Source organism: Minwuia sp., assembly GCF_048007105.1.
Lineage (GTDB): Bacteria > Pseudomonadota > Alphaproteobacteria > Minwuiales > Minwuiaceae > Minwuia.
Genome location: NZ_CP180352.1, coordinates 1,943,243 through 1,964,966 on the forward strand (window position 1 = coordinate 1,943,243; position 21,724 = coordinate 1,964,966).

Annotated in this window: 18 protein-coding genes and 1 pseudogene; 17 read left to right on the forward strand and 2 right to left on the reverse strand. The window is 67.9% G+C overall.

Annotated elements, in window-relative coordinates; translation table 11 throughout:
* Positions 1 to 146: 146 nt before the first annotated feature.
* Both ACMVY4_RS09415 and ACMVY4_RS09420 read right to left on the reverse strand, forming a co-directional pair.
* Positions 147 to 1,163 (reverse strand): lipid A deacylase LpxR family protein, encoded by a 1,017-nt coding sequence (locus tag ACMVY4_RS09415; protein ID WP_416899901.1) that lies wholly within the window; start codon positions 1,161 to 1,163, stop codon positions 147 to 149.
* A 41-nt stretch (positions 1,164 to 1,204) separates the two neighbouring features.
* Positions 1,205 to 2,011, reverse strand: a complete 807-nt coding sequence (locus ACMVY4_RS09420; RefSeq protein WP_416899902.1) for a hypothetical protein — start codon at positions 2,009 to 2,011, stop codon at positions 1,205 to 1,207.
* A 312-nt stretch (positions 2,012 to 2,323) separates the two neighbouring features.
* Between ACMVY4_RS09420 and ACMVY4_RS09425 the strand changes: the two genes are divergently transcribed.
* From ACMVY4_RS09425 to lpxC, 17 genes and pseudogenes are all read left to right on the forward strand, one after another.
* Entirely contained in the window at positions 2,324 to 2,794 is a 471-nt protein-coding gene (locus ACMVY4_RS09425) for a division/cell wall cluster transcriptional repressor MraZ (protein ID WP_416899903.1), read from the forward strand.
* A complete protein-coding gene (gene rsmH / locus ACMVY4_RS09430) occupies positions 2,791 to 3,759 on the forward strand; it encodes a 16S rRNA (cytosine(1402)-N(4))-methyltransferase RsmH (protein WP_416899904.1) in 969 nt (322 codons plus the stop codon). The genes ACMVY4_RS09425 and rsmH overlap by 4 nt, the downstream gene beginning before the upstream one ends.
* On the forward strand, positions 3,756 to 4,094 hold the full coding sequence (ftsL, locus tag ACMVY4_RS09435; RefSeq protein ID WP_416899905.1) for a cell division protein FtsL: 339 nt from the start codon (positions 3,756 to 3,758) through the stop codon (positions 4,092 to 4,094). The genes rsmH and ftsL overlap by 4 nt, the downstream gene beginning before the upstream one ends.
* Positions 4,091 to 5,839, forward strand: a complete 1,749-nt coding sequence (locus tag ACMVY4_RS09440) for a peptidoglycan D,D-transpeptidase FtsI family protein (protein ID WP_416899906.1) — start codon at positions 4,091 to 4,093, stop codon at positions 5,837 to 5,839. The genes ftsL and ACMVY4_RS09440 overlap by 4 nt, the downstream gene beginning before the upstream one ends.
* A complete protein-coding gene (locus ACMVY4_RS09445; RefSeq protein WP_416899907.1) occupies positions 5,826 to 7,256 on the forward strand; it encodes a UDP-N-acetylmuramoyl-L-alanyl-D-glutamate--2,6-diaminopimelate ligase in 1,431 nt (476 codons plus the stop codon). The genes ACMVY4_RS09440 and ACMVY4_RS09445 overlap by 14 nt, the downstream gene beginning before the upstream one ends.
* The gene (locus tag ACMVY4_RS09450) at positions 7,253 to 8,674 is read left to right on the forward strand and encodes a UDP-N-acetylmuramoylalanyl-D-glutamyl-2,6-diaminopimelate--D-alanyl-D-alanine ligase (RefSeq protein WP_416899908.1); all 1,422 of its coding nucleotides are present in this window, start codon (positions 7,253 to 7,255) and stop codon (positions 8,672 to 8,674) included. Before ACMVY4_RS09445 ends, ACMVY4_RS09450 begins: the two co-directional genes overlap by 4 nt.
* A 12-nt stretch (positions 8,675 to 8,686) precedes the next feature.
* Positions 8,687 to 9,775, forward strand: coding sequence for a phospho-N-acetylmuramoyl-pentapeptide-transferase (gene mraY / locus ACMVY4_RS09455; RefSeq protein WP_416899909.1), 1,089 nt, complete (start codon positions 8,687 to 8,689; stop codon positions 9,773 to 9,775).
* Between the two features lie 5 nt (positions 9,776 to 9,780).
* Positions 9,781 to 11,154: a UDP-N-acetylmuramoyl-L-alanine--D-glutamate ligase gene (gene murD / locus ACMVY4_RS09460; RefSeq protein ID WP_416899910.1), complete on the forward strand. Its 1,374-nt coding sequence runs from the start codon at positions 9,781 to 9,783 to the stop codon at positions 11,152 to 11,154.
* Positions 11,151 to 12,272 carry an FtsW/RodA/SpoVE family cell cycle protein gene (locus ACMVY4_RS09465; RefSeq protein ID WP_416899911.1) on the forward strand — a complete coding sequence of 374 codons (1,122 nt, stop codon included), beginning with the start codon at positions 11,151 to 11,153 and terminating at the stop codon, positions 12,270 to 12,272. The genes murD and ACMVY4_RS09465 overlap by 4 nt, the downstream gene beginning before the upstream one ends.
* The gene (gene murG / locus ACMVY4_RS09470; protein WP_416899912.1) at positions 12,272 to 13,372 is read left to right on the forward strand and encodes an undecaprenyldiphospho-muramoylpentapeptide beta-N-acetylglucosaminyltransferase; all 1,101 of its coding nucleotides are present in this window, start codon (positions 12,272 to 12,274) and stop codon (positions 13,370 to 13,372) included. The genes ACMVY4_RS09465 and murG overlap by 1 nt, the downstream gene beginning before the upstream one ends.
* Positions 13,373 to 13,374: 2 nt before the next feature.
* Positions 13,375 to 14,802 (forward strand): UDP-N-acetylmuramate--L-alanine ligase, encoded by a 1,428-nt coding sequence (gene murC, locus ACMVY4_RS09475; protein ID WP_416900288.1) that lies wholly within the window; start codon positions 13,375 to 13,377, stop codon positions 14,800 to 14,802.
* A gap of 5 nt (positions 14,803 to 14,807) precedes the next feature.
* Positions 14,808 to 15,737 carry a UDP-N-acetylmuramate dehydrogenase gene (gene murB, locus ACMVY4_RS09480; RefSeq protein ID WP_416900289.1) on the forward strand — a complete coding sequence of 310 codons (930 nt, stop codon included), beginning with the start codon at positions 14,808 to 14,810 and terminating at the stop codon, positions 15,735 to 15,737.
* A complete protein-coding gene (locus tag ACMVY4_RS09485) occupies positions 15,734 to 16,639 on the forward strand; it encodes a D-alanine--D-alanine ligase (protein WP_416899913.1) in 906 nt (301 codons plus the stop codon). Before murB ends, ACMVY4_RS09485 begins: the two co-directional genes overlap by 4 nt.
* Complete coding sequence (locus ACMVY4_RS09490; RefSeq protein ID WP_416899914.1) at positions 16,627 to 17,511, forward strand: cell division protein FtsQ/DivIB; 885 nt, start codon at positions 16,627 to 16,629, stop codon at positions 17,509 to 17,511. The genes ACMVY4_RS09485 and ACMVY4_RS09490 overlap by 13 nt, the downstream gene beginning before the upstream one ends.
* 4 nt (positions 17,512 to 17,515) lie before the next feature.
* Positions 17,516 to 18,757, forward strand: a complete 1,242-nt coding sequence (ftsA, locus tag ACMVY4_RS09495) for a cell division protein FtsA (protein ID WP_416899915.1) — start codon at positions 17,516 to 17,518, stop codon at positions 18,755 to 18,757.
* A gap of 132 nt (positions 18,758 to 18,889) precedes the next feature.
* Positions 18,890 to 20,525, forward strand: a pseudogene (ftsZ, locus tag ACMVY4_RS09500) (cell division protein FtsZ).
* Between the two features lie 227 nt (positions 20,526 to 20,752).
* Positions 20,753 to 21,655: a UDP-3-O-acyl-N-acetylglucosamine deacetylase gene (lpxC, locus tag ACMVY4_RS09505; protein ID WP_416899916.1), complete on the forward strand. Its 903-nt coding sequence runs from the start codon at positions 20,753 to 20,755 to the stop codon at positions 21,653 to 21,655.
* The last annotated feature ends 69 nt before the right edge of the window (positions 21,656 to 21,724 follow it).

A 21,724-nucleotide genomic window follows, 5' to 3' on the forward strand; every position in this document is an offset into this window, starting at 1 on the left:
GCTCAACGCAAGCGATGGAGGCTAGACCAATCCAGACACCCGACAAAATGTAATATATCTGTCACAAACAGCGTTCCCTGGCGGGGAGAACTCTGTATCCGGACAGTCTGCAACAGAACTCATTCGTGGCCGCGGGACTCACAAGGTCAGTAGCGCATGGTAAGCGCGAACGCCGCGAAATAATGTGGATCGTCCTGCGTTTCGAATTCGCGGCTTCTGCGGACCAGCGTGTAGCTGAAACGCAGACCACGGTAATGCAGTGCGATGCCGGCCTGGGCGTCGTGGACAAAGTTGCGCTTCCGTACGGACAGGCTGTCGGAGAAGGTGTTGCCGTCCAGAAAGATGTTGCGCAGCACCCCGCGCCCCTGAAGCCCCGCAAACAGATACCAGTTGAAGTCGGGCGAGCCGCCGAGAAAGCCGGCGCCGGCGAGGCTGGGCCGGATGCGCGGCGGGCCCAGATCGTCCTGCAGGTCCGGGCCGAAGCGGAACATGAACCCGACGCGGCCTTCGGTCAGCACATTGCCCACGGTGACGCCGGCCGTCGGCAGCGCATCGAACCAGTATTCCCGGAGCGAGCGGCCTACGCGCCAGGTGCGGTCCCAGCTCAACATCAGGCCGGGCTCGGTATCCAGCTGGTTGTCCCAGCCCTCGGCGCGCTCGCTGTTGATGATGCGGTGGAAGGTGTTCTGCACGATCTCGCCGCCTGCGAGCGGGCCGACGATGCCGGCAGTTACCGAGGTCGTATCGACATGGCTGACATTGTCGACGACGCCCGCCAGTTCGAGATAGAGCCAGCCTGCATAGGGTTGCTCGCCGGGCCGGGGATTGGGGTCGGTGATATCGGTCGGGGTGAAGATGCTCTGGCCGACGGATACGCCTTCATAGATGCGCCCTTCGTCCTCGACGCCGGTCAGGATGTCGGCGACCCATTCGGTCAGGTCGCTGACATGTCCTTTTGGGCGCAGATACTGCACGCGCAGGCCGTTGGTGTAGTTCTGGTCGGTCTGGGCGAAATAGTCGTTCTCGACGATGATCGAGAGGGTGCCGACATCCGCCTCTTCCTCATGGACGGGCGGACCGGCATCGGTGACGGCGTCGATATAGCCGCCGCGCTCGCGATCGTCATTGCTCTGGGCGAACGCCGGTGTGGCGAGCGCAGCCATCGCAAACGCTACTGAAAACAGACTGGCTCGCATGGGGGGGCTTAGGCCCTCGTTCTGACTTGTCTTGGCTCATAGATGGCGACGTGGTCGATCTGTGCAATGGCGCGGCCGCCGGAGAAGAGTGCGACATCGAGTTCGACGAAGCCGTGTCCCTTGTGGTCATAGAGCTTCCGGACACTTGAGCGGGTCTCCAGTTCGCTGCCGGCGGGCAGGGCGGCAAAGTGCCGGACAGTCGAGCCGACATGGATCCACGGCCCCAGCCTGACATTGTCCTTCAGCGCGCTGTTCGCCCGCCGGAGCAGAAAGCCGGGATGCACCAGGCCCGCATCGCCATAGAGGCCATGGGTCTCCCGGATGTCGGCCCGATACGCGGTCTGTCCGTCCTTGTCTGCGGTCTCGCGGATCACGCCAAGCGCCGATCCTTCGGGCAGCGAGGCAGGGCCTGCGGGCGGCCTGTCTTCCGGCGATGGCAGTTCCGCCACAGCATAGCTGTCGGGCACCGGGACGCCGCCATTGTCGAGCAGGCGCGCCGTGCCAGTCGCCAGGGTCTGGCCGCGGCCGGCAACCTGGATGGTCAGGCCGCCTTCGCCGTCGGGATCGCCGGTCACCGTGACCGTTTCGCCGTCATAGACAGGCTGCCCGAAGCGGCATGTCATCTCGCCACGGCTCAGGAAGTCCCGTCCGAGACCGATCAGCGCCGCCCGCGTCATGTAGGCATAGACATCGACGCCCGGCACCAGGCCGCCCTGGAAGCCGAAGCGCTTGGCGATGCCGTCGTCATGAATGCGGTTCTCGCTCGCCGTCGCCGTGTTGAAGGCCTCGATCTCGTAGCTGATCCGGTCGTCCATCCTGCGCCTCCCCAGTGAAACCGGCGCCAGCCTACGCCGCAGGCACGGACAGGTCACGCCTGCAAAGAACAGAATGTTCCTTTTGTGTTCTTGTTTGCCATTCATTTACCAAAAACTTCCGGCGAGCCCCGGAATACGGCGGTTTTCCCCCGGTTCATTCCGGCTCATTCCATTGACTACCCATTTTTTTCCATTTATATCCATGAATGCTCCAGAAATTTCCGATGATCTCCGGAAATCTCGCGACGTCTGTGGAGGGGAGCGCGAAGCGGCGGCGACGCCTGAACCAGAGAACGGAGACTGAAGCCGGGCATGAGAATTTTCCTCGGCACGCACGTTCGGAAGATCGACCGGAATGGACGCGTTTCCATTCCGTCGAAGTTCCGTGCGTTGCTGGAATCCGAGGGCGGCCCCGAGGTTCACGTCTTTCCGTCGAAACACGACGCCGACGTGCTGGTGGGCTGCGGCGAGAACTATCTCTCGAAGCTCTATGACCGCCTCGAGCGGCAGGACCCGACCAGCGAGACCTATGAAGACGTGACCTACTCGGTCTTCGCCGATGTCGAGACCTTCTCCATCGACGGGGACGGCCGCATCGTTCTGCCGCCGCATCTGCGCGACAAGATGGGTATCGACAAGGAAGTCGCCTTCGTCGGCCGCGGCGACCAGTTCTCGCTGATGCGGCCCGACCGGGTCGGCGACAAGAAGGCCCGCTCCCGCGAGCGCTCCAAGGAGGCGCACGAGGGTCTGCTCGCCCTTCCGGACGGAGGACGGGTTGAATGAGCGTGCACCATCCGGTCATGGGCGGAGAAGTCGCGGACGCCCTTGACCTGCGGGCCGGCGGAACCTACGCCGACTGCACCTTTGGACGCGGCGGCTACACCCGCATCTGGCTCGAGCGCGCGGCCTGCAGCGTCTACGCCATCGACCGCGATCCCGACGCCATCGCCGCCGCCCGCGTCCTCGCCGAAACCTTCGGCGGCCGGCCGATTCCGGTCGAGGGGCGCTTCGGCGATCTGGCCGACCTGCTCGCCGATGCCGGAGCGCCGGCGCTGGACGGTGTGGCCATGGATCTCGGCGTCTCCTCGCCGCAACTCGACGAGGCGCATCGCGGATTCAGCTTCATGCGCAGCGGGCCGCTGGACATGCGGATGGGCGGCGACGGCCTGACCGCCGCAGATATCGTCAATGACTGGGACGAGGCGCGGCTGGCGGACCTCTTCTTCCACTATGGCGACGAGCGCCGCAGCCGGCGGATTGCCCGCGCCATCGTCGAGGCGCGGCGGGCGGGCCCCTTCGAGAACACCTTGAAGCTGGCCGAGACGGTCGCCGCAGCCGCGCCGCAGGGCGGGGCGAAGATCCATCCGGCGACGCGGGTCTTCCAGGCCCTGCGCATCGCGGTCAATGACGAGCTGGGCGAATTGCGCCGGGGGCTGCATGGCGCGGAGCGGGCGCTTGCGCCGGGCGGGCGTCTGGCCGTCGTCAGCTTCCACAGCCTCGAAGACCGCATCGTCAAGCAGTTCATGGCCGAGCGTTCAGGCGCCGAGCCGCGCGGGTCGCGCCACCGTCCGGAAACCGAAGCGGTGCGGGCGCCCTCCTTCCGGCTGATCAAGCGCGGCGCAATCAAGCCGTCGAAGGCAGAGACCGACACCAATCCGCGTGCGCGGTCGGCCCGTCTCCGGGTCGCCGAGCGGCTGGCCTCCGAACCCTGGCCGGAGGCGCCGGAAGCCATGGGGTGGGCGGCATGAAGCGCAGTCTCACGATCGTCTCGGCCCTGGTCGGCCTCGTGGCCATCGGTGCGGTCTACGAGATCGAGCGCCGCTACGACGCGGCTGCCGACCGCGCCGCGGCGCTGGAGATGGAGATCGAGGCCGCCGAGCGCGACATCCACATGCTGCGCGCCGAGTGGAGCTATCAGGTGCGGCCGACCCGGATCGAGGATCTGGCCGCGCGCTACAGCAAGGTCCTCGCCCTGGGGCCGGCCGACCCCGAGCGGATCATCGCCGATCCGGCGGCCCTGCCGATCCTGATCGACCGCCTCGACGGCATTGTCGAGGCGAAGGCGACGGAGGTGGTCAAATGAGCCAGTCCGCGAACGACTTCCAGCCCTCGGCCGAACTGACCGGCCGCGATCTGAAGCGGCGCATGCCGACCGGCGACGCCACCCGCGTCCGCCGCCGTTTGGGCCTGCTGGCTCTGGTCTTCGCCGTCGGCTTCGGCACGCTGTCGGCGCGCACCGTCCAGCTGGCGAAGCCCTGGGACACGCCGCCTGCCGTCGCCCGCGCCGAAGCCGCCGAGCCCGAAGCCGACGAGAAGGTCTGGCGCCGGCGCGCCGCCATCGTCGACCGCAGCGGCAACCTGCTGGCTATCGATCTGCCGACCCGCGCACTGATGGTCCACCGGCGAAAGGTGAAGGACCCTGCAGGCCTGTCGGTCCGGCTGGCTCGCGCGCTCGGGTCGGACGATCCGGCGGGCATCGAGGAGCGGCTGACATCCGGCCGTTCGAGCGTCTTCCTGAACCGCCGCCTGACCCCTCAGCAGGTCGCGGCGCTCTATCAGGTCGGTGATCCGGCGCTGGAACTGCTGCCGACCGTCACGCGCAGCTATCCCGCGGGCGCGGAAACCGCGCATGTGGTCGGCTTCCTGGATATCGAACACCGCGGCCGTGCGGGCATCGAGCGCGGCCTCGAAGAGCGGCTGACCGATCCGTCCGCGAAGCCGCTGGAACTTTCCATCGATCTCGGCGTGCAGCATGTCGTCCGCCGGGAACTGCAGGCATCCATCGACGAGTTCTCCGCCATCGGCGGTTCGGCGGTGGTGCTGGACGTGAACACCGGCGAGATCGTCTCGCTGGTCTCGCTGCCCGACTTCGACGCCAACCGCCGCGAACCGGTGCGCGAGGACGCCTTCTTCAACCGGGCGACCTACGGCCGCTACGAGATGGGCTCGACCTTCAAGGCATTCACCACCGCGATGGCGCTTGAAGTCGGTCAGCTGCGGCTCTCCGACGGCTATGACGCCACGCACCCAATCCGCTTCGGCCGCTTCACGATCCGCGATCACCACGCCAAGGCGCGCTGGATGACCGTGGCCGAGATCTTCAAGTACTCCTCCAATATCGGCGCCGCGAAGATGGCGGTGGATATCGGCACGGATGCCCAGCAGCGCTTTCTCGGCGCGCTCGGCCTGCTTGATCCGTCGCCCATCGAGCTGCCGGAAGTGATCGATCCGCAGGCGCCGGCCAACTGGCGCGAACTGGAGACCATGACCATCGCCTTCGGGCACGGCCTGGCGGTCACCCCGGTCCAGCTCGCCGCCGCCATGGCGGCGATGGTCAATGGCGGGCGCTACGTTGCGCCGACCCTTCTGAAGCGCGGCCCCGGCAATCCGGTGTCCGAGCGCGAGGTCATGTCCGCGGCAACGTCGGAGAAGCTGCGGAAGCTGCTTCGTCTGGTCGTCGCCGAGGGCACCGGCCGCAAGGCGGATGCGCCGGGCTACATCGTCGGCGGCAAGACCGGTACCGCGGAAAAGGCCATCGGCCGCGGCTATTCCCGGAAGCGGATGATCACCTCCTTCGCCGGCGCCTTCCCGATGCAGGACCCGCGTTATGTGGTGCTGGCCGTCCTGGACGAGCCGAAGGGCACCAAGGAGACCTTCGGCTACGCCACCGCCGGCTGGACCGCCGCGCCGACGGTTGGCCGCATCGTGCCCGGGATTGCACCCATCCTGGGCATCCAGCCCGTTTCGCCCGAAAGCCCCGATGTCCAGGAGGCGCTCTCGCTGCCCGACAATGTCCAGATCAAGGTCAGCAAGAATGAAACTCTCTAGGCTGGTTGGCGAAAAGGCGGGACAGGCAGGCGATATCGAGATCGCGGGGCTGACGGCGGACAGCCGGGAAGTGCAGCCCGGCTTTCTGTTCGCGGCCCTGCCAGGCGTGAAGCAGGATGGTGCAGCATTCGTTGCGCAGGCGGTCGAACGCGGCGCCGTCGCCGTGCTGGCCGGACAGGCGCTGACGGCAGCCGTTCCGGTGATCCGGGGCGAGGATCCGCGCCGCTGCCTCGCGCAGATGGCGGCGCTCTACTATCGCTCGCAGCCGGAAACGGTGGTCGCCGTGACTGGCACCAACGGCAAGTCGTCCATTGTCTGGTTCCTCCGTCAGATCTGGCAGTCACTTGGCCGCAACGCGGCCTGCGTCGGCACGCTGGGTGTGACCACGCGCAACGGCCACTATTCGGGCGGGCTGACCACCCCGGACCCGGTCGTGCTGCATCGCCAGATCGCCGCGCTGTCCAATGACGGCGTCACCCATCTGGCGCTGGAAGCGTCCAGCCACGGCCTTGTGCAGCGTCGCCTCGATGGCCTGAAGATCGCGGCAGGCTGCTTTACCAATCTCAGCCACGACCACCTCGACTATCACCCGACGGTCGAGGACTATTTCGACGCCAAGATGCGGCTGTTCCGGGACCTGTTGGCGCAGGGTGCGCCGGCGGTGATCGATATCGATACCGAATTCGGCCGGAAGGCGGCGGACGCCGCGCGCGCTGCCGGACTGCATGTTGTCAGCTATGGCCGGAGCGATGCCGATTTCCGCTTCAGCGCCCGCGCCGAGGATTTCTCGGGTCAGCATGTCGCCCTCGAGACGCCAGCCGGCGCGGCGGCCTTCGATCTGCCGCTGATCGGCGACTTCCAGGCCGAGAACGCCGTCGCCGCGATGGCGCTGGCGGTCTCCCTGGGCGCCGAGCTGGCACCCGCCACCCGGGCCGCGAGCCAGCTCAAGGGTGCACCCGGCCGGCTTCAGCCGGCGGGAGGGGACGCCGGGACCGCGGCCTTCGTGGACTATGCGCACACGCCGGATGCCCTGCGCGCTGCGATTTCCGCGCTTCGTCCGCACACGAAGGGCCGGATCGTGACCGTGTTCGGCTGCGGCGGCGACCGCGACCGGGCCAAGCGCGCGGTGATGGGACGCATCGCCGCGGAACTGTCGGACGTCGCCATCGTTACCGACGACAATCCCCGCACCGAGGATCCGGCGTTCATCCGCTCCGAGATCATGTCGGCCTGCGAGGGCGGTATCGAGATTGGCGACCGCCGAGAGGCGATCTTCCACGCCGCCGGGCTGCTGCAGCCCGGCGATGTCGCGCTTGTGGCCGGAAAAGGCCACGAATCCGGCCAGATTGTCGGCAACGAAACGCTTCCTTTTGACGACCTGTCGGTGACGGGCGAAGCAATGGAGGCGCGGAAGTGAACGATATCTGGACGGCATCGGAAGCGGCCGAGGCGACGGGAGGCCGGACGGCCGGCGACTGGATGGCGGCCGGCGTGTCGATCGACACCCGGACCATCGAGCAGGGCGACCTGTTCATCGCCGTCATCGGCGAAAATTCCGACGGCCACGACTGGGTGGTCGATGCCCTGAAGAAAGGTGCGGCGGCCGCCGTCGTGCATCGCGGGATCGATGGCGCCGATCCGGCGCGGTTGCTGATCGTGGACGATACGATGAAGGCGCTCGAGGCGCTGGGCCGCGCCGCGCGGGACCGGACGCCGGCGAGGGTCATTGGCGTCACCGGGTCCGCCGGCAAGACCGGCTGCAAGGAAGCCATCCGTCACTGCCTCGCCGAGACCGGCGCCCGGGTCCATGCCTCCGAGCGCAGCTACAACAACCACTGGGGCGTGCCGCTGACGCTGGCGCGGATGCCGCGGCAGCTCGACTTCGCCGTCCTCGAGATGGGCATGAACCATGCGGGCGAGATTGCGCATCTGACCGACATGGTCCGTCCGCACGTGGCGCTGATCACCACCATCGCCCCGGCGCACATGGCGGCGTTCAACTCGCTGGACGAGATCGCCGACGCCAAGGCCGAGATCTTCCAGTCGATGGACGCCGACGGCGTCGCCGTGCTGCCTGCCGACCTGCCGCAGACCAAACGACTGGCGGCGGCGGCGCGCAATGCCGGCGTCGGCCGGCTGGTGACCTTCGGCGCCGACGATCTGGCTTCGGTGCGGCTTGTCTGCGCCCGGGTGAAGCCTGAGCTTTCCTGCGTTCGCGCCAGCATCCTGGACATGGACGCCACGTTCACGGTCGGCCTGCCGGGCGAGCACTGGGTCCTCAACGCGCTGGGCGTGCTGGCGACGGTGCAGGCTGCCGGCGGCGACCTGGGCCGTGCGGCGCCGGCGCTGACGCGGCTGCAGCCGGTCGACGGTCGCGGCGCCCGTGTCGAAATCCCGCTGGAAGACGGTGTCATGGTGATGCTGGACGACAGCTACAACGCCAATCCGGCGAGCATGCGCGCGGCCCTCTCTGTTCTTGGCACCAGCGAGACGACGGCCCGCGGGCGCCGCATCGCGGTCCTGGGCGACATGCTGGAACTGGGCGACGAGAGCGCCGAGATGCATGCCGGCCTGGCGGATGCCGTGATCGAATCCGGCGCGCGCATGGTCTTTCTCTGCGGCCCCGACATGGCCGGGCTGGGCAAGCGCCTGATGGGCGAGGTCGAAGTTCACCATGCGCCGACGTCGAAGGAACTGGCGCCGCACGTGATGCGCGCCGTCCGCAGCGGCGACGTGGTGCTGGTGAAGGGGTCGCTCGGCAGCCGCATGGCGGTGATCGTCGAGGCGCTGCGGTCGCTGGGTGTTGCCGATCGCGGCCGAAGCGCTGTGGTCTGAGGGGGCGGACGGATGCTTTACAACTTCCTTTTCCCGCTGGCCGACGATTTCCAGCTCTTCAACCTGTTCCGGTATCTGACGTTCCGGACCGGCGGCGCTGTCATGACGGCGCTTGTTGTCTGTTTCATCGTCGGGCCGCGCTTCATCGCCTGGCTCAAGTCCAAGCCCCGCTACGCGCAGCCGATCCGGGACGACGGTCCGGCCAGTCATCTGCTGACCAAGCAGGGGACGCCGACCATGGGCGGCTTCCTGATCCTGTTCGCGGTCACGATCGCCACGCTGCTCTGGGCCGACCTGACCAACCAGTATGTCTGGATCGTGCTGATGGTGACCATCGGCTTCGGCGCGATCGGCTTCGTCGACGACTATGCCAAGATCTCAGGCGGCACGGCCAAGGGGCTGCCGGGGCGGACCCGGCTGGTCATCGAGTTCGGCATCTGCCTGGTCGCCACCTACTGGATCTCCCAGGTCGCGCCCGACTCGCTGTCGAACAAGCTCGCCTTCCCGTTCGTGAAGAACTACGTCCTCGATCTCGGCCTGCTGTTCCTGCCCTTCGCCATGTTCGTGGTCGTCGGCTGCGCCAATGCGGTGAACCTCACTGACGGGCTGGACGGGCTGGCCATCGTGCCGGTGATGATCGCTTCGGGCTCCTTCGCCCTGATCGCCTATCTGACCGGCAACGCGATCTTCGCCGACTATCTGCAGATCCAGCATGTCCCGGGCGCCGGCGAACTGGCCGTACTCACTGGTGCGCTGGTTGGCGCCGCGCTGGGCTTCCTCTGGTTCAACGCCCCGCCGGCCATGGTCTTCATGGGCGACACGGGCAGCCTCGCCCTGGGTGGCGCGCTGGGAACCGTCGCCGTGGTCATCAAGCACGAGCTGGTACTGGCCATCATCGGCGGTCTGTTCGTGCTGGAGGCCGTGTCGGTGATCGTGCAGGTCGCCAGCTTCAAGCTGACCGGCAAGCGGGTCTTCCGCATGGCCCCGCTGCATCACCACTTCGAACAGAAGGGGTGGCAGGAACCGACCATCGTGATCCGCTTCTGGATCATTGCCTTCATCCTGGCGCTGGTCGGTCTGGCCACGCTGAAGCTGCGGTGAGCGCGATGGTGCCACTCGACGCGTTCAGGGACCGGCGGATCGTCGTGCTCGGCTTGGGCAAGAGCGGCGTCGCGACCGCCCGCGCGGCCGAAGCGGGCGGGGCGGACGTGCTTGCCTGGGACGACAATGCCGACCGCCGTGCCGCGCTTGGCGGCATCGCCATGCGGGATCCGGCCGGGCTTGACTGGCAGGCCGGCGATATCCTCTCTCCGGCACCCGGCATTCCGCTCACACATCCCGCGCCGCATCCGGTCATCGCCGCCGCGCTGGCCGCCGGCGCGACCGTCGCCGGCGACATCGAACTGTTCGCCAAGGCCTGTCCGGCAGCGGTGATGGTCGGGGTCACCGGCACGAACGGCAAATCCACCACGACCGCGTTGATCGCGCATCTGCTGAACCATTGCGGTGTCGCGGCGACCGCGGCGGGCAATATCGGCCAGGCGGTGCTGGACCTCGATCCGCCGGCACCGGGTTCGGTACAGGTCCTCGAACTGTCGTCCTATCAACTCGATCTCACCCAGGCCTTCCGGCCGAAGGTCGGCGTCTTCCTGAATCTGACGCCCGATCATCTGGACCGGCATGGCGGCATGGACGGCTACATGGCCGCCAAGGCGCGCCTGTTCGCCAACATGGGGGAAGGCGACACGGCGGTCGTCGGCATCGATGACGACTGGGGCCGGGCGCTTGCCGACAACCTCAAGGAACGTGGCCTGAGCGTTGTCCGTATCTCGGTCCTCGGACCGCTGGCGAAGGGCATCGCGGTCGTCGACGGGCAGATGACCGTCGACGGTGAGCCGATCGCCTCGCTTGCCGGTGCGGCGACACTGCCCGGCCGGCACAACCATCAGAACGCCGCCGCCGCCGTCGCGGCCTGCCGCGCCCTTGGCTGCCGGACAGGCGACATCGTCGGCGGTCTGGCCAGCTTTCCGGGTCTGGCGCACCGGATCGAGCGGATCGGCGAGGTCCGGGCCGTCAGCTTCTACAACGACTCCAAGGCGACCAATGCCGACGCCGCTTCCCGGGCGCTGGGCGCGTTCGAGAACATCTACTGGATCGCCGGCGGCAAGCCCAAGGAAGGCGGTCTGGGGCCCGTCCTGCCGTTCATGGGCTGCGTCCGCCGCGCCTATCTGATCGGCGAGGCTATGGCGCTATTCGCCAGCGAACTCGCAGGCGAGGTCGAGACGCGGATGAGCGGGACGCTCGCCACCGCGACCGAGGATGCCTATGCCGACGCGAAGGCGGCAGGCGGCGGCGTCGTGCTGCTCTCGCCGGCCTGCGCCAGTTTCGACCAGTTCCCGAATTTCGAGGCCCGCGGCAACGCGTTCCGCGCGGTCGCCGAGCACATCATCGGCCGTGAGCGCGAGGGAGGCGGCGCATGATCGGGTTCGGCCGCACCGACCGTTCGACGCTGGGCCACTGGTGGTGGACCGTGGACCGGTTCGCGCTCTTCGCCTTCATCGTCCTGATCGGTATCGGCATCACCCTGACCCTCGCGGCCGGGCCGGCCACGGCGCACCGCAAGGGGCTGGAGAGCTTCTTCTTCGTGCAGCGCCAGCTGGTCTTCCTCGCTCCGGCGATCTTCGCCCTTATCGGGCTGTCGATCCTGAGCGTGGCGCAGGTCCGCCGCGTTGCGATTGTCGGTTTCGTCCTGGCCTTCGGCGCGACTGCGGCCACGCTGGTCGTCGGCGTCGATGTCAACGGCGCTTCCCGCTGGATCCGCTTCGCCGGCCTGTCGCTGCAGCCGTCGGAATTCCTCAAGCCCACCTTCATCGTCGTCACCGCCTGGCTGATCGCCTCGGGCCGCCGCGAGGACGCGTCGCTGACCGGCATTGTCGCCTCCGGCGCGGTATGCGTCGCGATCGTCGGCATTCTGGCGATGCAGCCCGATATCGGCATGTCGCTGGTCGTCACCTGCGTCTGGGCCGCGCAGTACTTCGTCGCCGGCATGCCGCTGGCCCTCGTCGCCGGGATGGCCGCGCTGGGCGCGGGCGCGCTGTTCGCCGCCTACAACCTGTTCGATCATGTGCGGGAACGCTTCGACCGCTTCCTCGACCCCGGCGCGGAGAATTATCAAGTCGACCGCGCGCTGGAGGCTTTCGAAGCGGGCGGTCTGACCGGCGCAGGACCGGGCCAAGGCGAGGTGAAGTACCTGCTGCCCGACGGCCATACCGATTTCATCTTCGCGGTCGCCGCCGAGGAATTCGGTGCGCTGGCCTGCGTCGCCGGCATCATGATCTTCGCGGTGATCGTCGTGCGCGGGCTGCTGCGCCTGCGCCGCGAGGAAGACCTGTTCGTCGTGCTGTGCTGCACGGGCTTCCTGGCCCTGTTCGGTCTCCAGGCGGCGGTCAATATCGGCGTCAATCTGAACCTGCTGCCGACCAAGGGCATGACCCTGCCCTTCATCAGCTATGGCGGTTCGTCGCTGCTGGCGTTGTCGATCTCCGCCGGATTCCTGCTGGCCCTGATGCGCCGACAGACGCCGGGGGCGACACGCTGATGGCTGCACAGGCGACATATGTACTGACCGCCGGCGGCACGGGCGGGCATCTGTTCCCGGCGCAGGCTCTCGCGGAACGTCTGGCCGCGCGCGGCCACCGTCTGGCCCTGATGACCGACGAACGCGGCACGGCATACGCCAGCCGATTTCCCGACGCAGAGATCATCGCGGTGCCGTCGGCCTCGCCCAGCGGCGGCCTCGGCGCGAAGTTCCGCGCCGCCCTGCTGCTCGGCCGCGGCGCCATGAAGGCGTCGAAGACCTTGCGGCTGCTCGATCCGGCCGCGGTCGTCGGCTTCGGGGGCTATGCCAGTTTCCCGGCGCTCTGGGCCGCCGGACGTCAGCATCGGCCGATCCTGCTGCACGAGCAGAACGCCCATCTGGGCCGCGCCAACCGCCTGTTCGGCCGCCGGGCCGCGGGTCTTGCGCTGTCCTTCGAACAGACCCGCGCCATGGACGCCGCGTCAGGCGCGCCCTCCGCGGTCACCGGCAACCCGGTTCGCGAAGCCATTCTGGCGGTCCGGCAGCAGCCCTACGACGCGCCGGGCCATGACGGGCCGCTGCGCGTGCTGATCATCGGCGGCAGTCAGGGCGCTTCGGTCTTCGCCGACACGGTGCCGGAGGCCATCGCCGGTCTGCCCGAGCGCCTCCGCGACCGTGTGAGCGTTACGCAGCAGGTCCGGTCCGAGCAGATGGATGCTGTCCGGGCCACCTATGACGAGGCTGGTATCGAGGCCGAACTGGCGCCGTTCTTCGACGACATGCAGGCGCTGCTGTCGCGGGCGCATCTGGTGGTGGCACGGGCCGGCGCCTCGACCGTCGCCGAACTGACCGTCGCGGGTCGCCCAGCCGTGCTGGTGCCCTATCCGCACGCCGCCGACGACCACCAGACCGCCAATGCCGAGGCGCTGGTTGCCGCCGGCGCGGCCTGGCTGATCCCGAACGCGAAGTTCGACGCCGCCACCTGCCGCCGGACGCTGGAAGCGCTGCTGGAAGACCCGGAAGCGCTGAAGCGGATGGCCGCGGAATCCTTCGCGCTCGGACGTCCGGATGCCGCCGACCGGCTGGCCGATTTCGTGGAACGGAGAGGAGCCGTAGCGTGAGTATCCGACAGATGCCGCTGGACATCGGACCGATCCACTTCGTGGGTATCGGCGGCATCGGCATGAGCGGCATCGCCGAGGTGATGCACAATCTGGGTTATCGGGTGCAGGGCAGCGACATCGCCGCCAGCGCCAATGTCGAGCGTCTGCGCGCGCTCGGCATTCATGTCGAGATTGGCCATCGGGCCGAAAACATCGACGAGGCCCGGGTGCTGGTTACCTCGACCGCGGTAAAGGGCGACAACCCGGAAGTGCGCGCCGCACGGCAGCGTCTGGTGCCGGTCGTCCGCCGTGCGGAGATGCTGGCGGAACTGATGCGCCTGAAATGGGCTATTGCCGTCGGCGGCACCCACGGCAAGACCACGACGACGTCGATGGTGGCCCAGATTCTCGATCATGCGGGCATCGATCCGACCGTGATCAATGGCGGCATCATCAACGCCTATGGCACCAACGCCCGGCTGGGCGAGGGCGACTGGATGGTGGTCGAGGCCGACGAGAGCGACGGCAGCTTCATCAAGCTCCCGGCCACAGCGGCCATCGTGACCAACATGGATCCCGAGCATCTGGACTTCTACGGCGGCTTCGACGAGATCCGCGACGCCTTCATCACCTTTGTCGAGAACCTGCCCTTTTACGGCGTGGCGATCATGTGCATCGACCATCCGGAGGTTCAGTCGCTGATCGGTCAGGTCACGGATCGGCGCGTCATCTCCTATGGCTTCAGCCGTCAGGCCGACGTCCGCGGCCTGGATGTCGCCTTCGATGCCGGTGTCGCGACCTTCTCGGTCGAGTTCCATGACCGCCGCACCGGCGAGGTCAGCCGTCTCGACAACATGACGCTGCCGATGCCGGGCCGCCACAATGTCCAGAACAGCCTCGCCGCCATCGCCATGGCCCGCGAGATCGGCATTGCCGATGACACGATCCGCGAGGGTCTTGCCGGTTTCAGCGGCGTCAAGCGCCGCTTTACCCGTACCGGCGTTGCTGGCGGAATTACCGTGATCGACGATTACGGCCACCATCCGGTCGAGATCGAGGCGGTGCTTGCAGCCGCACGCGAGGCCACGAAGGGCCGGGTGATCGCCGTCGTTCAGCCGCACCGCTATTCGCGGCTGGCGGCGCTGTTCAACGAATTCTGCGCCTGCTTCAACAACGCCGATGCCGTGATCGTCGCCGAGGTGCATGCCGCGGGCGAGGACCCGATCGAGGGCGTGAACCGTTTCAGCCTGGTCGAGGGTCTGCAGGCGCACGGTCACCGCAGCGCCGTCGCGCTCGACGGTCCCGATCAACTCGCTGCAACGGTGCTGGAGCATGCCGGAGACGGCGACATGGTCGTCTGTCTCGGCGCCGGATCCATCACCCAGTGGGCCAACGCCCTGCCGGACGCGATCGAGACGGTTCTGTCGAAGAAGCGGAAGGGGGCATGAACGTTATGGCGCCCCATACCGCATCCACGCCGCTGATCGCGCGGCTGCCCGCCGTGCGCGGCAGCTACACCGACGACGCCCTGCTGAGCGAGATGACCTGGTTCCGCGTCGGTGGTCCGGCTGAAGTGCTTTTCCGTCCCGCGGACGCCGACGATCTGATCGGCTTCCTTGCCGCAACATCCGCCGAGGTGCCGGTGACGGTCATTGGCGCAGGGGCCAATCTGCTCGTACGCGATGGTGGCGTCCCCGGTGTTGTCGTCCGGCTGGGCAAGGGCTTCAACTTCATCGAGGACAGCGACCGCGGTCTGCGTGTCGGCGCAGGCTGCTCCAACGTCTCCGTGGCCATGCGCGCCCGTGACCGGGCACTGGCGGGCTACGAGTTCCTGCGCGGGGTGCCAGGCTCCATCGGCGGTGCGCTGCGCATGAATGCCGGCGCCTACGATCAGGAGATGAAGGACATCGTGCTTGCCGCCCGCGCCGTGGACCGCAGCGGCGAAGCCCGCTGGTACGACGTGCGCGAACTCGACTACGGCTATCGCCATTGCGGTTTGCCGGAAGGCCACATCTTCCTAGAGGCCCTGCTGGCGGCCCGGCCCGGCGATGCCGCGGCGATCCGCGACCGGATGGACCGGATCAGCGCCGAGCGCACGACCAGCCAGCCGGTCAAATCCTCGACCGGCGGTTCCACCTTCGCCAACCCGCCGGGCCGGAAGGCCTGGCAATTGGTCGACGAGGCCGGCTGCCGTGGACTGACCATCGGGGATGCGCAGGTCTCCGAGCAGCACACCAATTTCCTGATCAATCGGGGCAACGCGACCGCGCACGATCTGGAGACGCTCGGCGAGACCGTGCGTCAGCGCGTGCTGAAGACCTCCGGGATCGAACTGCACTGGGAAATCCGCCGCATCGGTGTCGGGCCGGAGGTGACGGCATGACCCGTATCGCTGTTGTCATGGGCGGCTGGTCCGCCGAACGGGAAGTCTCGCTGGTCACCGGCGCGGCCTGCGCCAGGGCGCTCGAGACGCTCGGCTATCAGGTCGACCGGATCGACATGACCCGGGATCTGGCCGGCCAGCTGCATCAGAGCCGGCCGGACATTGTCTTCAATGCGCTGCATGGCACGGTTGGCGAGGACGGCTGCGTCCAGGGCCTGCTGGAGACCATGGGCATCCCCTACACCCATTCGGGTGTGCTGGCCTCGGCCATGGCGATGAACAAGCCGGCGGCGAAGGCGATCTTCCGCGAGCAGGGCATCCCGACGCCGGATGGCGAGGTCATGACCCGCAAGGTGCTTGCCGGCCGGAAGGATTTCCGTCCGCCCATCGTGATCAAGCCGGTGAACGAGGGGTCTTCGGTCGGCGTCGAGATCATCCTCGACGGCGACAACATGAGCCCGCTGGATGGCGGTCCGGAAGATCAGTTGGTGCTGGTCGAGCGCTACATCCCGGGCCGCGAGATCCAGGTCGCGGTGATGGGCGATCGCGCGCTTGGCGCCATCGAGATCGTCTCGCCCGGCCGCTTCTATGACTATGAGGCCAAGTACGCGCCGGGCGGATCGAAGCATCTCATGCCGGCGCCGATGCCGGAGAAGGACTATGCGCTCGCGCTCGACTATTCGCTGCGCGCGCATCAGGCGCTGGGCTGCCGCGGCCTGTCCCGCAGCGACCTGCGCTACGACGACACCGGCGAGGGGCCGGCGTCGCTTTACCTGCTGGAAGTCAACACGCAGCCGGGCATGACCCCGACCTCGCTGGCGCCGGAAATCGCCGCGCATCTCGGCATGTCGTTCGAGGACCTCTGCAGGCAGCTTGTGGAGGACGCGTCATGTCAGCGCTGAAGGCAGACAAGGCGGATCGGGTGCTGAACGAAGGCGGCAAGCGGCCGAAGAAGGCGGCCGCCAGCACGGAGCGCGCCTTGCCGCGGCGCAAGCGCCGCCGCCGCATGGCCTGGCTCGGCGGCAGTGCGCTGGCGCTGGTTATCGCCGCAGTTGCCGCTGTCGGCTACATGGAGAACTGGCACGGGCAGGCCGCCGAGGCGGTCGACCGCGCCTACAGCGACGTCCATCGCGGGTTCGGGCTCGCCGTGGCCGAAGTCACCATCGAAGGCCGCCATCGCGCGGGGCCTGATGCCCTCCGCGCCGCACTTGGCGTTCAGGTCGGCGACCCCATCCTGCGTCTGGACCTCGACGAGATCCGCGCCCGTATCGAGACCATCGGCTGGGTGCGAACCGCTGCGGTGTCACGAGAACTGCCCGGCCGGCTGCATATCCGCATCGTGGAGCGTGTGCCTTTCGCGCGCTGGCAGCTGGACGGCCAGACCTCGCTCGTCGACCGCGACGGGGCGGTGATCCTGGCGGATGTCGGCGCTCGCTACCGCGGCCTGCCCCGCATCGTCGGCGCCGATGCGAACCTTCGCGCGGCCGAGCTGTTCGACATGCTCCAGAGCGCGCCGCGGCTGGCCGCACAGGTCCACACGGCGAACCTGATCCGCGAGCGCCGATGGGACATCGGCATGGCCAACGGCATCACCATTCGACTGCCGGAGGAAGAGCCGGGCGAGGCCTGGAACCGCTTCAACGAGGTCGACCGGCGCGACGGCCTGCTGGCCCAGCGGCTGAAGCTGATCGATCTGCGCGTCCCCGGCCGCGTGATCGTGCGTCTGAAATCGAAGCCCGAATCCGAAACTGCCGAAGCCGAGAGGGAGACCTGAACCGATGGCGTCTGTCCGTTCCAGCATCGTCGCGGCCCTCGACGTCGGTTCGTCCAAGGTCTCCTGCGCCATTGCCGCGCCGCACGGCGAGGGGCACCGCGTTCTCGGCGCGGCCATGAAGAAGGCCTACGGGCTGCGCAAGGGTGTGGTCACCGACATGGAGGCCGCCGAAGCCGCGATCCGGGCCGCTGTCGACATCGCCGAGCGCATGGCCGGCACGCAGGTCGACGAGGTCTTCGTGACCCTCTCCGGCGGCTCGCCCGCCTCGCACACGGTCGGGGTCGAAGTCACCGCACCCGACCGGCCCATCGACGATCACGACGTCCGCCGACTGCTGCGCCAGGCCGGCGCCCGTTCCGAGCCCGGCGAGCGCTCGGTCCTGCACGCCATCCCGGTCGGTTTCTCGCTGGATGGCGAGAGCGGCATCGCCGATCCGCGCGGCATGGTCGGCCGCCGTCTGGGTCTGGACGTGCACATCGCCACGGCGGCCAGCTTCGCCCAGCGGAACCTGGAAGCCTGCGTCAGCCGGGCTCATCTGCGTCCGGCCGATCTGATCGCGGGCGCCTATGCCGCCGGCCTTGGCGCGCTGACCGACGACGAACGCAATCTCGGGACCGCGGTGGTCGATCTGGGCGCCGGCGTCACAAAGATCGGCATGTTCCGGGACGGCAATCTCGTGCATGTCGATTCCGTGCCCATCGGCGGTGCGCACATCACCAACGACGTCGCCCGCATCCTCGCGACCTCGATCGATGCGGCCGAACGGTTGAAGACCACCCGCGGCGGCGTCTTCGTCGGCCCGCAGGACGACGACACGACCATTCCCGTGCCGGCCATCGGCGACGGCTGGACCGAAGCGGCCAACCAGATGCCGCTGTCGCTGCTGATCGGTGTGATCCGGCCGCGCGCGGAAGAAATTTTCGAGACCGTCCGGGAGCGCATCGAATCCAGCGGTCACGCTGCGATGGCCGGCCGCAAGATCGTGATCACCGGTGGCGGGAGCCTGCTCAGCGGGATCGACCGGCTGGCGCACGACATCCTCGACAAGCCGGTCCGCGTCGGCCGGCCGCAGAACATCACTGGTCTGCCTGAGGCCATGTCCGGGCCGGCGCACACCGCGCTGACCGGCAGCCTCTGCTTCGCCGACCGCCGCCTGGAAGCCCGGGCGAGGCTGGATGCCCCGGTCGACAGCGGACGCCGTGGCGGTTTCGCCCGCATCGGCCGTTGGCTGCGGGAGAATTTCTGATGGGTAAGCGCAACGAGCGGCTCCGCAAGAGAGCCCGAACGGAAAGGCGCCTCCGGCAAGCGCGCCAAAGCCCGGCGAACCGGGTCATCCCCCTGGTACCCACTGTCGAGTAGACAAGAAGGAGGTCTCGACATGCCGATCAATCTCACCACACCGGAGCTCAGCGAAACGCTGCCCCGGATCGTCGTCTTCGGCGTCGGCGGCGCCGGCGGCAACGCCGTCAACAACATGATCGAATCCGAGCTTCAGGGCGTCGAATTCGTCGCTGCGAACACGGACGCGCAGGCGCTCACCAAGTCGCGCGCGCCCCGGCAGATCCAGCTCGGCGCCGGCCTGACGCAGGGCCTCGGCGCCGGCGCACAGCCCGAGATCGGCCGTCAGGCGGCCGAAGAGGCGCTGCCGCAGCTGATGGAACACCTCGAAGGCGCGCACATGTGCTTCATCACCGCCGGCATGGGCGGCGGCACCGGCACCGGCGCGGCTCCCGTGATCGCCCGCGCGGCCCGCGAGGCCGGCGTGCTGACCGTCGGCGTCGTCACCAAGCCGTTCCAGTTCGAGGGCAAGCGCCGCATGGCCATCGCCGATGACGGCGTGCTGCGTCTGCAGGAGAACGTCGACACGCTGATCGTGATCCCGAACCAGAACCTGTTCCGGGTCGCCAACGAGAAGACCACCTTCGCCGACGCATTCAAGATCGCCGACGAAGTGCTGCATTCGGGCGTCCGCTCGATCACCGACCTGATGGTCGAGCCCGGCCTGATCAACCTCGACTTCGCCGACGTCCGCACCGTCATGAACGAGATGGGCAAGGCGATGATGGGCACCGGCGAGGCCGAGGGCGAAGAACGCGCCCGTCTGGCCGCGGGCGACGCCATCGCCAACCCGCTGCTGGAAGACCTCAGCCTGAAGTCTGCCCGCGGCGTCCTGATCAATGTCACCGGCGGCATGGACCTGACCCTGCACGAGGTCGACGAGGCCGCGAGCCTGATCCGCGAGGAGGTCGACGAGGACGCCCACATCATCATCGGTTCGATCCTGGATCCGGAGCTGGACGGCCGCATGCGGGTTTCCGTTGTCGCGACCGGCATCGAGGTGGTCGAGAGCCAGGCTGCCAAGCCGCTCGGCGGGTTCACGCCGCGCGTCGTCAGCGGCGGCGAGTTCGCGTCCGGCCGCCGAGGCCCCGGCTGCGGAGACGCCGGCCATGGCCCCGCCTGTCGCGCCGCGCATGCCGTCCTTCGGGGCCACGTCTGGTGCCACGGCGATGAAGCTGGACGAGGTCGAGGAAACCGAAATGGAAGTCGGCGAGGCCCAGCCTGCGCAGCTGACCATCGACGACGTCGCTGCCGCGCCGGCCGAGGAGGCCGCGCCGGAGAAGACTGAGGAGGCGCCGAAGAGCGACTACCAGTTCCCGACCTTCCCGACCAACCGCAACGGTCCGCCGCCGGCCAAGCCGATCGTGAAGCCGGCTGCGCCGCGGGAATCCGCGCATGTCGCCGAACCGGCGGTCGTCGCCGAGGAGCCGAAGAAGGGCCGTTCCCTGCTGGAGCGTCTGGCCAAGCGTGTGGCGAAGGCCGAGGACGCGCCGCGTCAGGAGCCGCAGCGCCGCAGCCTGTTCGGAAACCGTGAGACCGAGGCGCCCGAACCGGCCCGGAACGAGCCGCAGATGACCTCGCCCAGGCTCGACCTTGGCGAACCGCGCCAGCCGGCCGGAAATGCGGTCGAGGACGACCTCGACATCCCCGCATTCCTGCGCCGCCAGGCCAACTGAGACCGCGCCTTTCCGACCTGGAAAGGGGTAACAGTGGGTAACAAAGAGTGACTTGAGCGCTGTCAGGGCGATTCATATAACCCTGACAGCGCCTTTCTTTAAGTGATTCATACACTTGAACAGGGCGTGAACCGGGCCGGAGAGGGGCCGTTTCAGGGCAGCGCCGCAGGCGCCGCCGCAGGTACAAGAAGAGGCCGGACAACGGTCGTTGCGGAATGGAGGGGCCTGTGAGCCTTCAGAGAACCATCGCAAAGCGCATCGTGGGCAAGGGCGTCGGACTGCATTCCGGCGTCGATGTCGATTTCGCCTTCTGCCCCGCTCCCGCCGATACCGGAATCGTCTTCCGCCGTACCGATCAGGACGGTGACGCGGCGATCATCCCGGCCCGCTACGACCATGTCGCCGACACCCGGCTCTGCACCGTGATCGCCAATCGTCATGGCCAGTCGGTCGCGACCATCGAGCATATCATGTCCGCGCTGGCGGGCCTGAAGATCGACAACGCCGTCGTCGAGGTTTCGGCACCGGAGACCCCGGTGATGGACGGCAGCGCCTCGCCCTTCGTCGCGATGCTGCTCAAGGCCGGCATCCGCGAACAGGATGCGCCGCGCCGCGTGCTGCGCGTCGTCCGCGAGGTCGGCGCCGGCAATGACAAGGCCTGGGCCCGTCTGTCGCCGTCGGACGAGTTCCGCCTCAGCTTCAACATTTCCTACGACAATCCGCTGCTGGCCGAACAATCGATCCATTTCCATCCGGGCTTCCAGTCCTTCGAGTCCGAGATCGCCAGGGCGCGGACCTTCTGCCTTTACGAGGAAATCGAGGGCATGTGGGCTGCCGGTCTCGCCAAGGGCGGTTCGCTGGAGAATGCGGTGGTGGTGCAGGGCGACAAGGTGCTGAACCCCGAGGGCCTGCGCTACGACAACGAGAGCGCGCGCCACAAGGCGCTGGACGCCATCGGTGATCTCTACACGTCGGGCTTCCAGATCGTTGGCGCCTATCACGGCGAGCGCGCCGGACATGCGCTGAACAACCAGCTGCTCCGGGCGCTGTTCGCCGATCCGGCGAACTACGTGATCGAACCGGAGACCGCCGACGCGGACGACCTCCGACTGGTCGACGCCGCGGACTGACACTGCACTTCACGGTCGAACAAACTTTCTCCGATCCGCGGTCTGATTGAGAGACCGGTGCATTTGTGG

What these genes read in the sequence shown, in the direction of transcription:
- ACMVY4_RS09445 (WP_416899907.1), top strand. Translation starts at nt 5,826, where the DNA reads ATGAAACTCTCTAGGCTGGTTGGCGAAAAGGCGGGACAGGCAGGCGAT.
- ACMVY4_RS09420 (WP_416899902.1), bottom strand. Translation starts at nt 2,011, where the DNA reads ATGGACGACCGGATCAGCTACGAGATCGAGGCCTTCAACACGGCGACG.
- murB (WP_416900289.1), top strand. Translation starts at nt 14,808, where the DNA reads ATGGCGCCCCATACCGCATCCACGCCGCTGATCGCGCGGCTGCCCGCC.
- mraY (WP_416899909.1), top strand. Translation starts at nt 8,687, where the DNA reads ATGCTTTACAACTTCCTTTTCCCGCTGGCCGACGATTTCCAGCTCTTC.
- murD (WP_416899910.1), top strand. Translation starts at nt 9,781, where the DNA reads ATGGTGCCACTCGACGCGTTCAGGGACCGGCGGATCGTCGTGCTCGGC.
- ACMVY4_RS09415 (WP_416899901.1), bottom strand. Translation starts at nt 1,163, where the DNA reads ATGGCTGCGCTCGCCACACCGGCGTTCGCCCAGAGCAATGACGATCGC.
- ACMVY4_RS09490 (WP_416899914.1), top strand. Translation starts at nt 16,627, where the DNA reads ATGTCAGCGCTGAAGGCAGACAAGGCGGATCGGGTGCTGAACGAAGGC.
- murG (WP_416899912.1), top strand. Translation starts at nt 12,272, where the DNA reads ATGGCTGCACAGGCGACATATGTACTGACCGCCGGCGGCACGGGCGGG.
- ACMVY4_RS09440 (WP_416899906.1), top strand. Translation starts at nt 4,091, where the DNA reads ATGAGCCAGTCCGCGAACGACTTCCAGCCCTCGGCCGAACTGACCGGC.
- ACMVY4_RS09425 (WP_416899903.1), top strand. Translation starts at nt 2,324, where the DNA reads ATGAGAATTTTCCTCGGCACGCACGTTCGGAAGATCGACCGGAATGGA.
- rsmH (WP_416899904.1), top strand. Translation starts at nt 2,791, where the DNA reads ATGAGCGTGCACCATCCGGTCATGGGCGGAGAAGTCGCGGACGCCCTT.
- ftsA (WP_416899915.1), top strand. Translation starts at nt 17,516, where the DNA reads ATGGCGTCTGTCCGTTCCAGCATCGTCGCGGCCCTCGACGTCGGTTCG.
- ACMVY4_RS09465 (WP_416899911.1), top strand. Translation starts at nt 11,151, where the DNA reads ATGATCGGGTTCGGCCGCACCGACCGTTCGACGCTGGGCCACTGGTGG.
- ftsL (WP_416899905.1), top strand. Translation starts at nt 3,756, where the DNA reads ATGAAGCGCAGTCTCACGATCGTCTCGGCCCTGGTCGGCCTCGTGGCC.
- ACMVY4_RS09485 (WP_416899913.1), top strand. Translation starts at nt 15,734, where the DNA reads ATGACCCGTATCGCTGTTGTCATGGGCGGCTGGTCCGCCGAACGGGAA.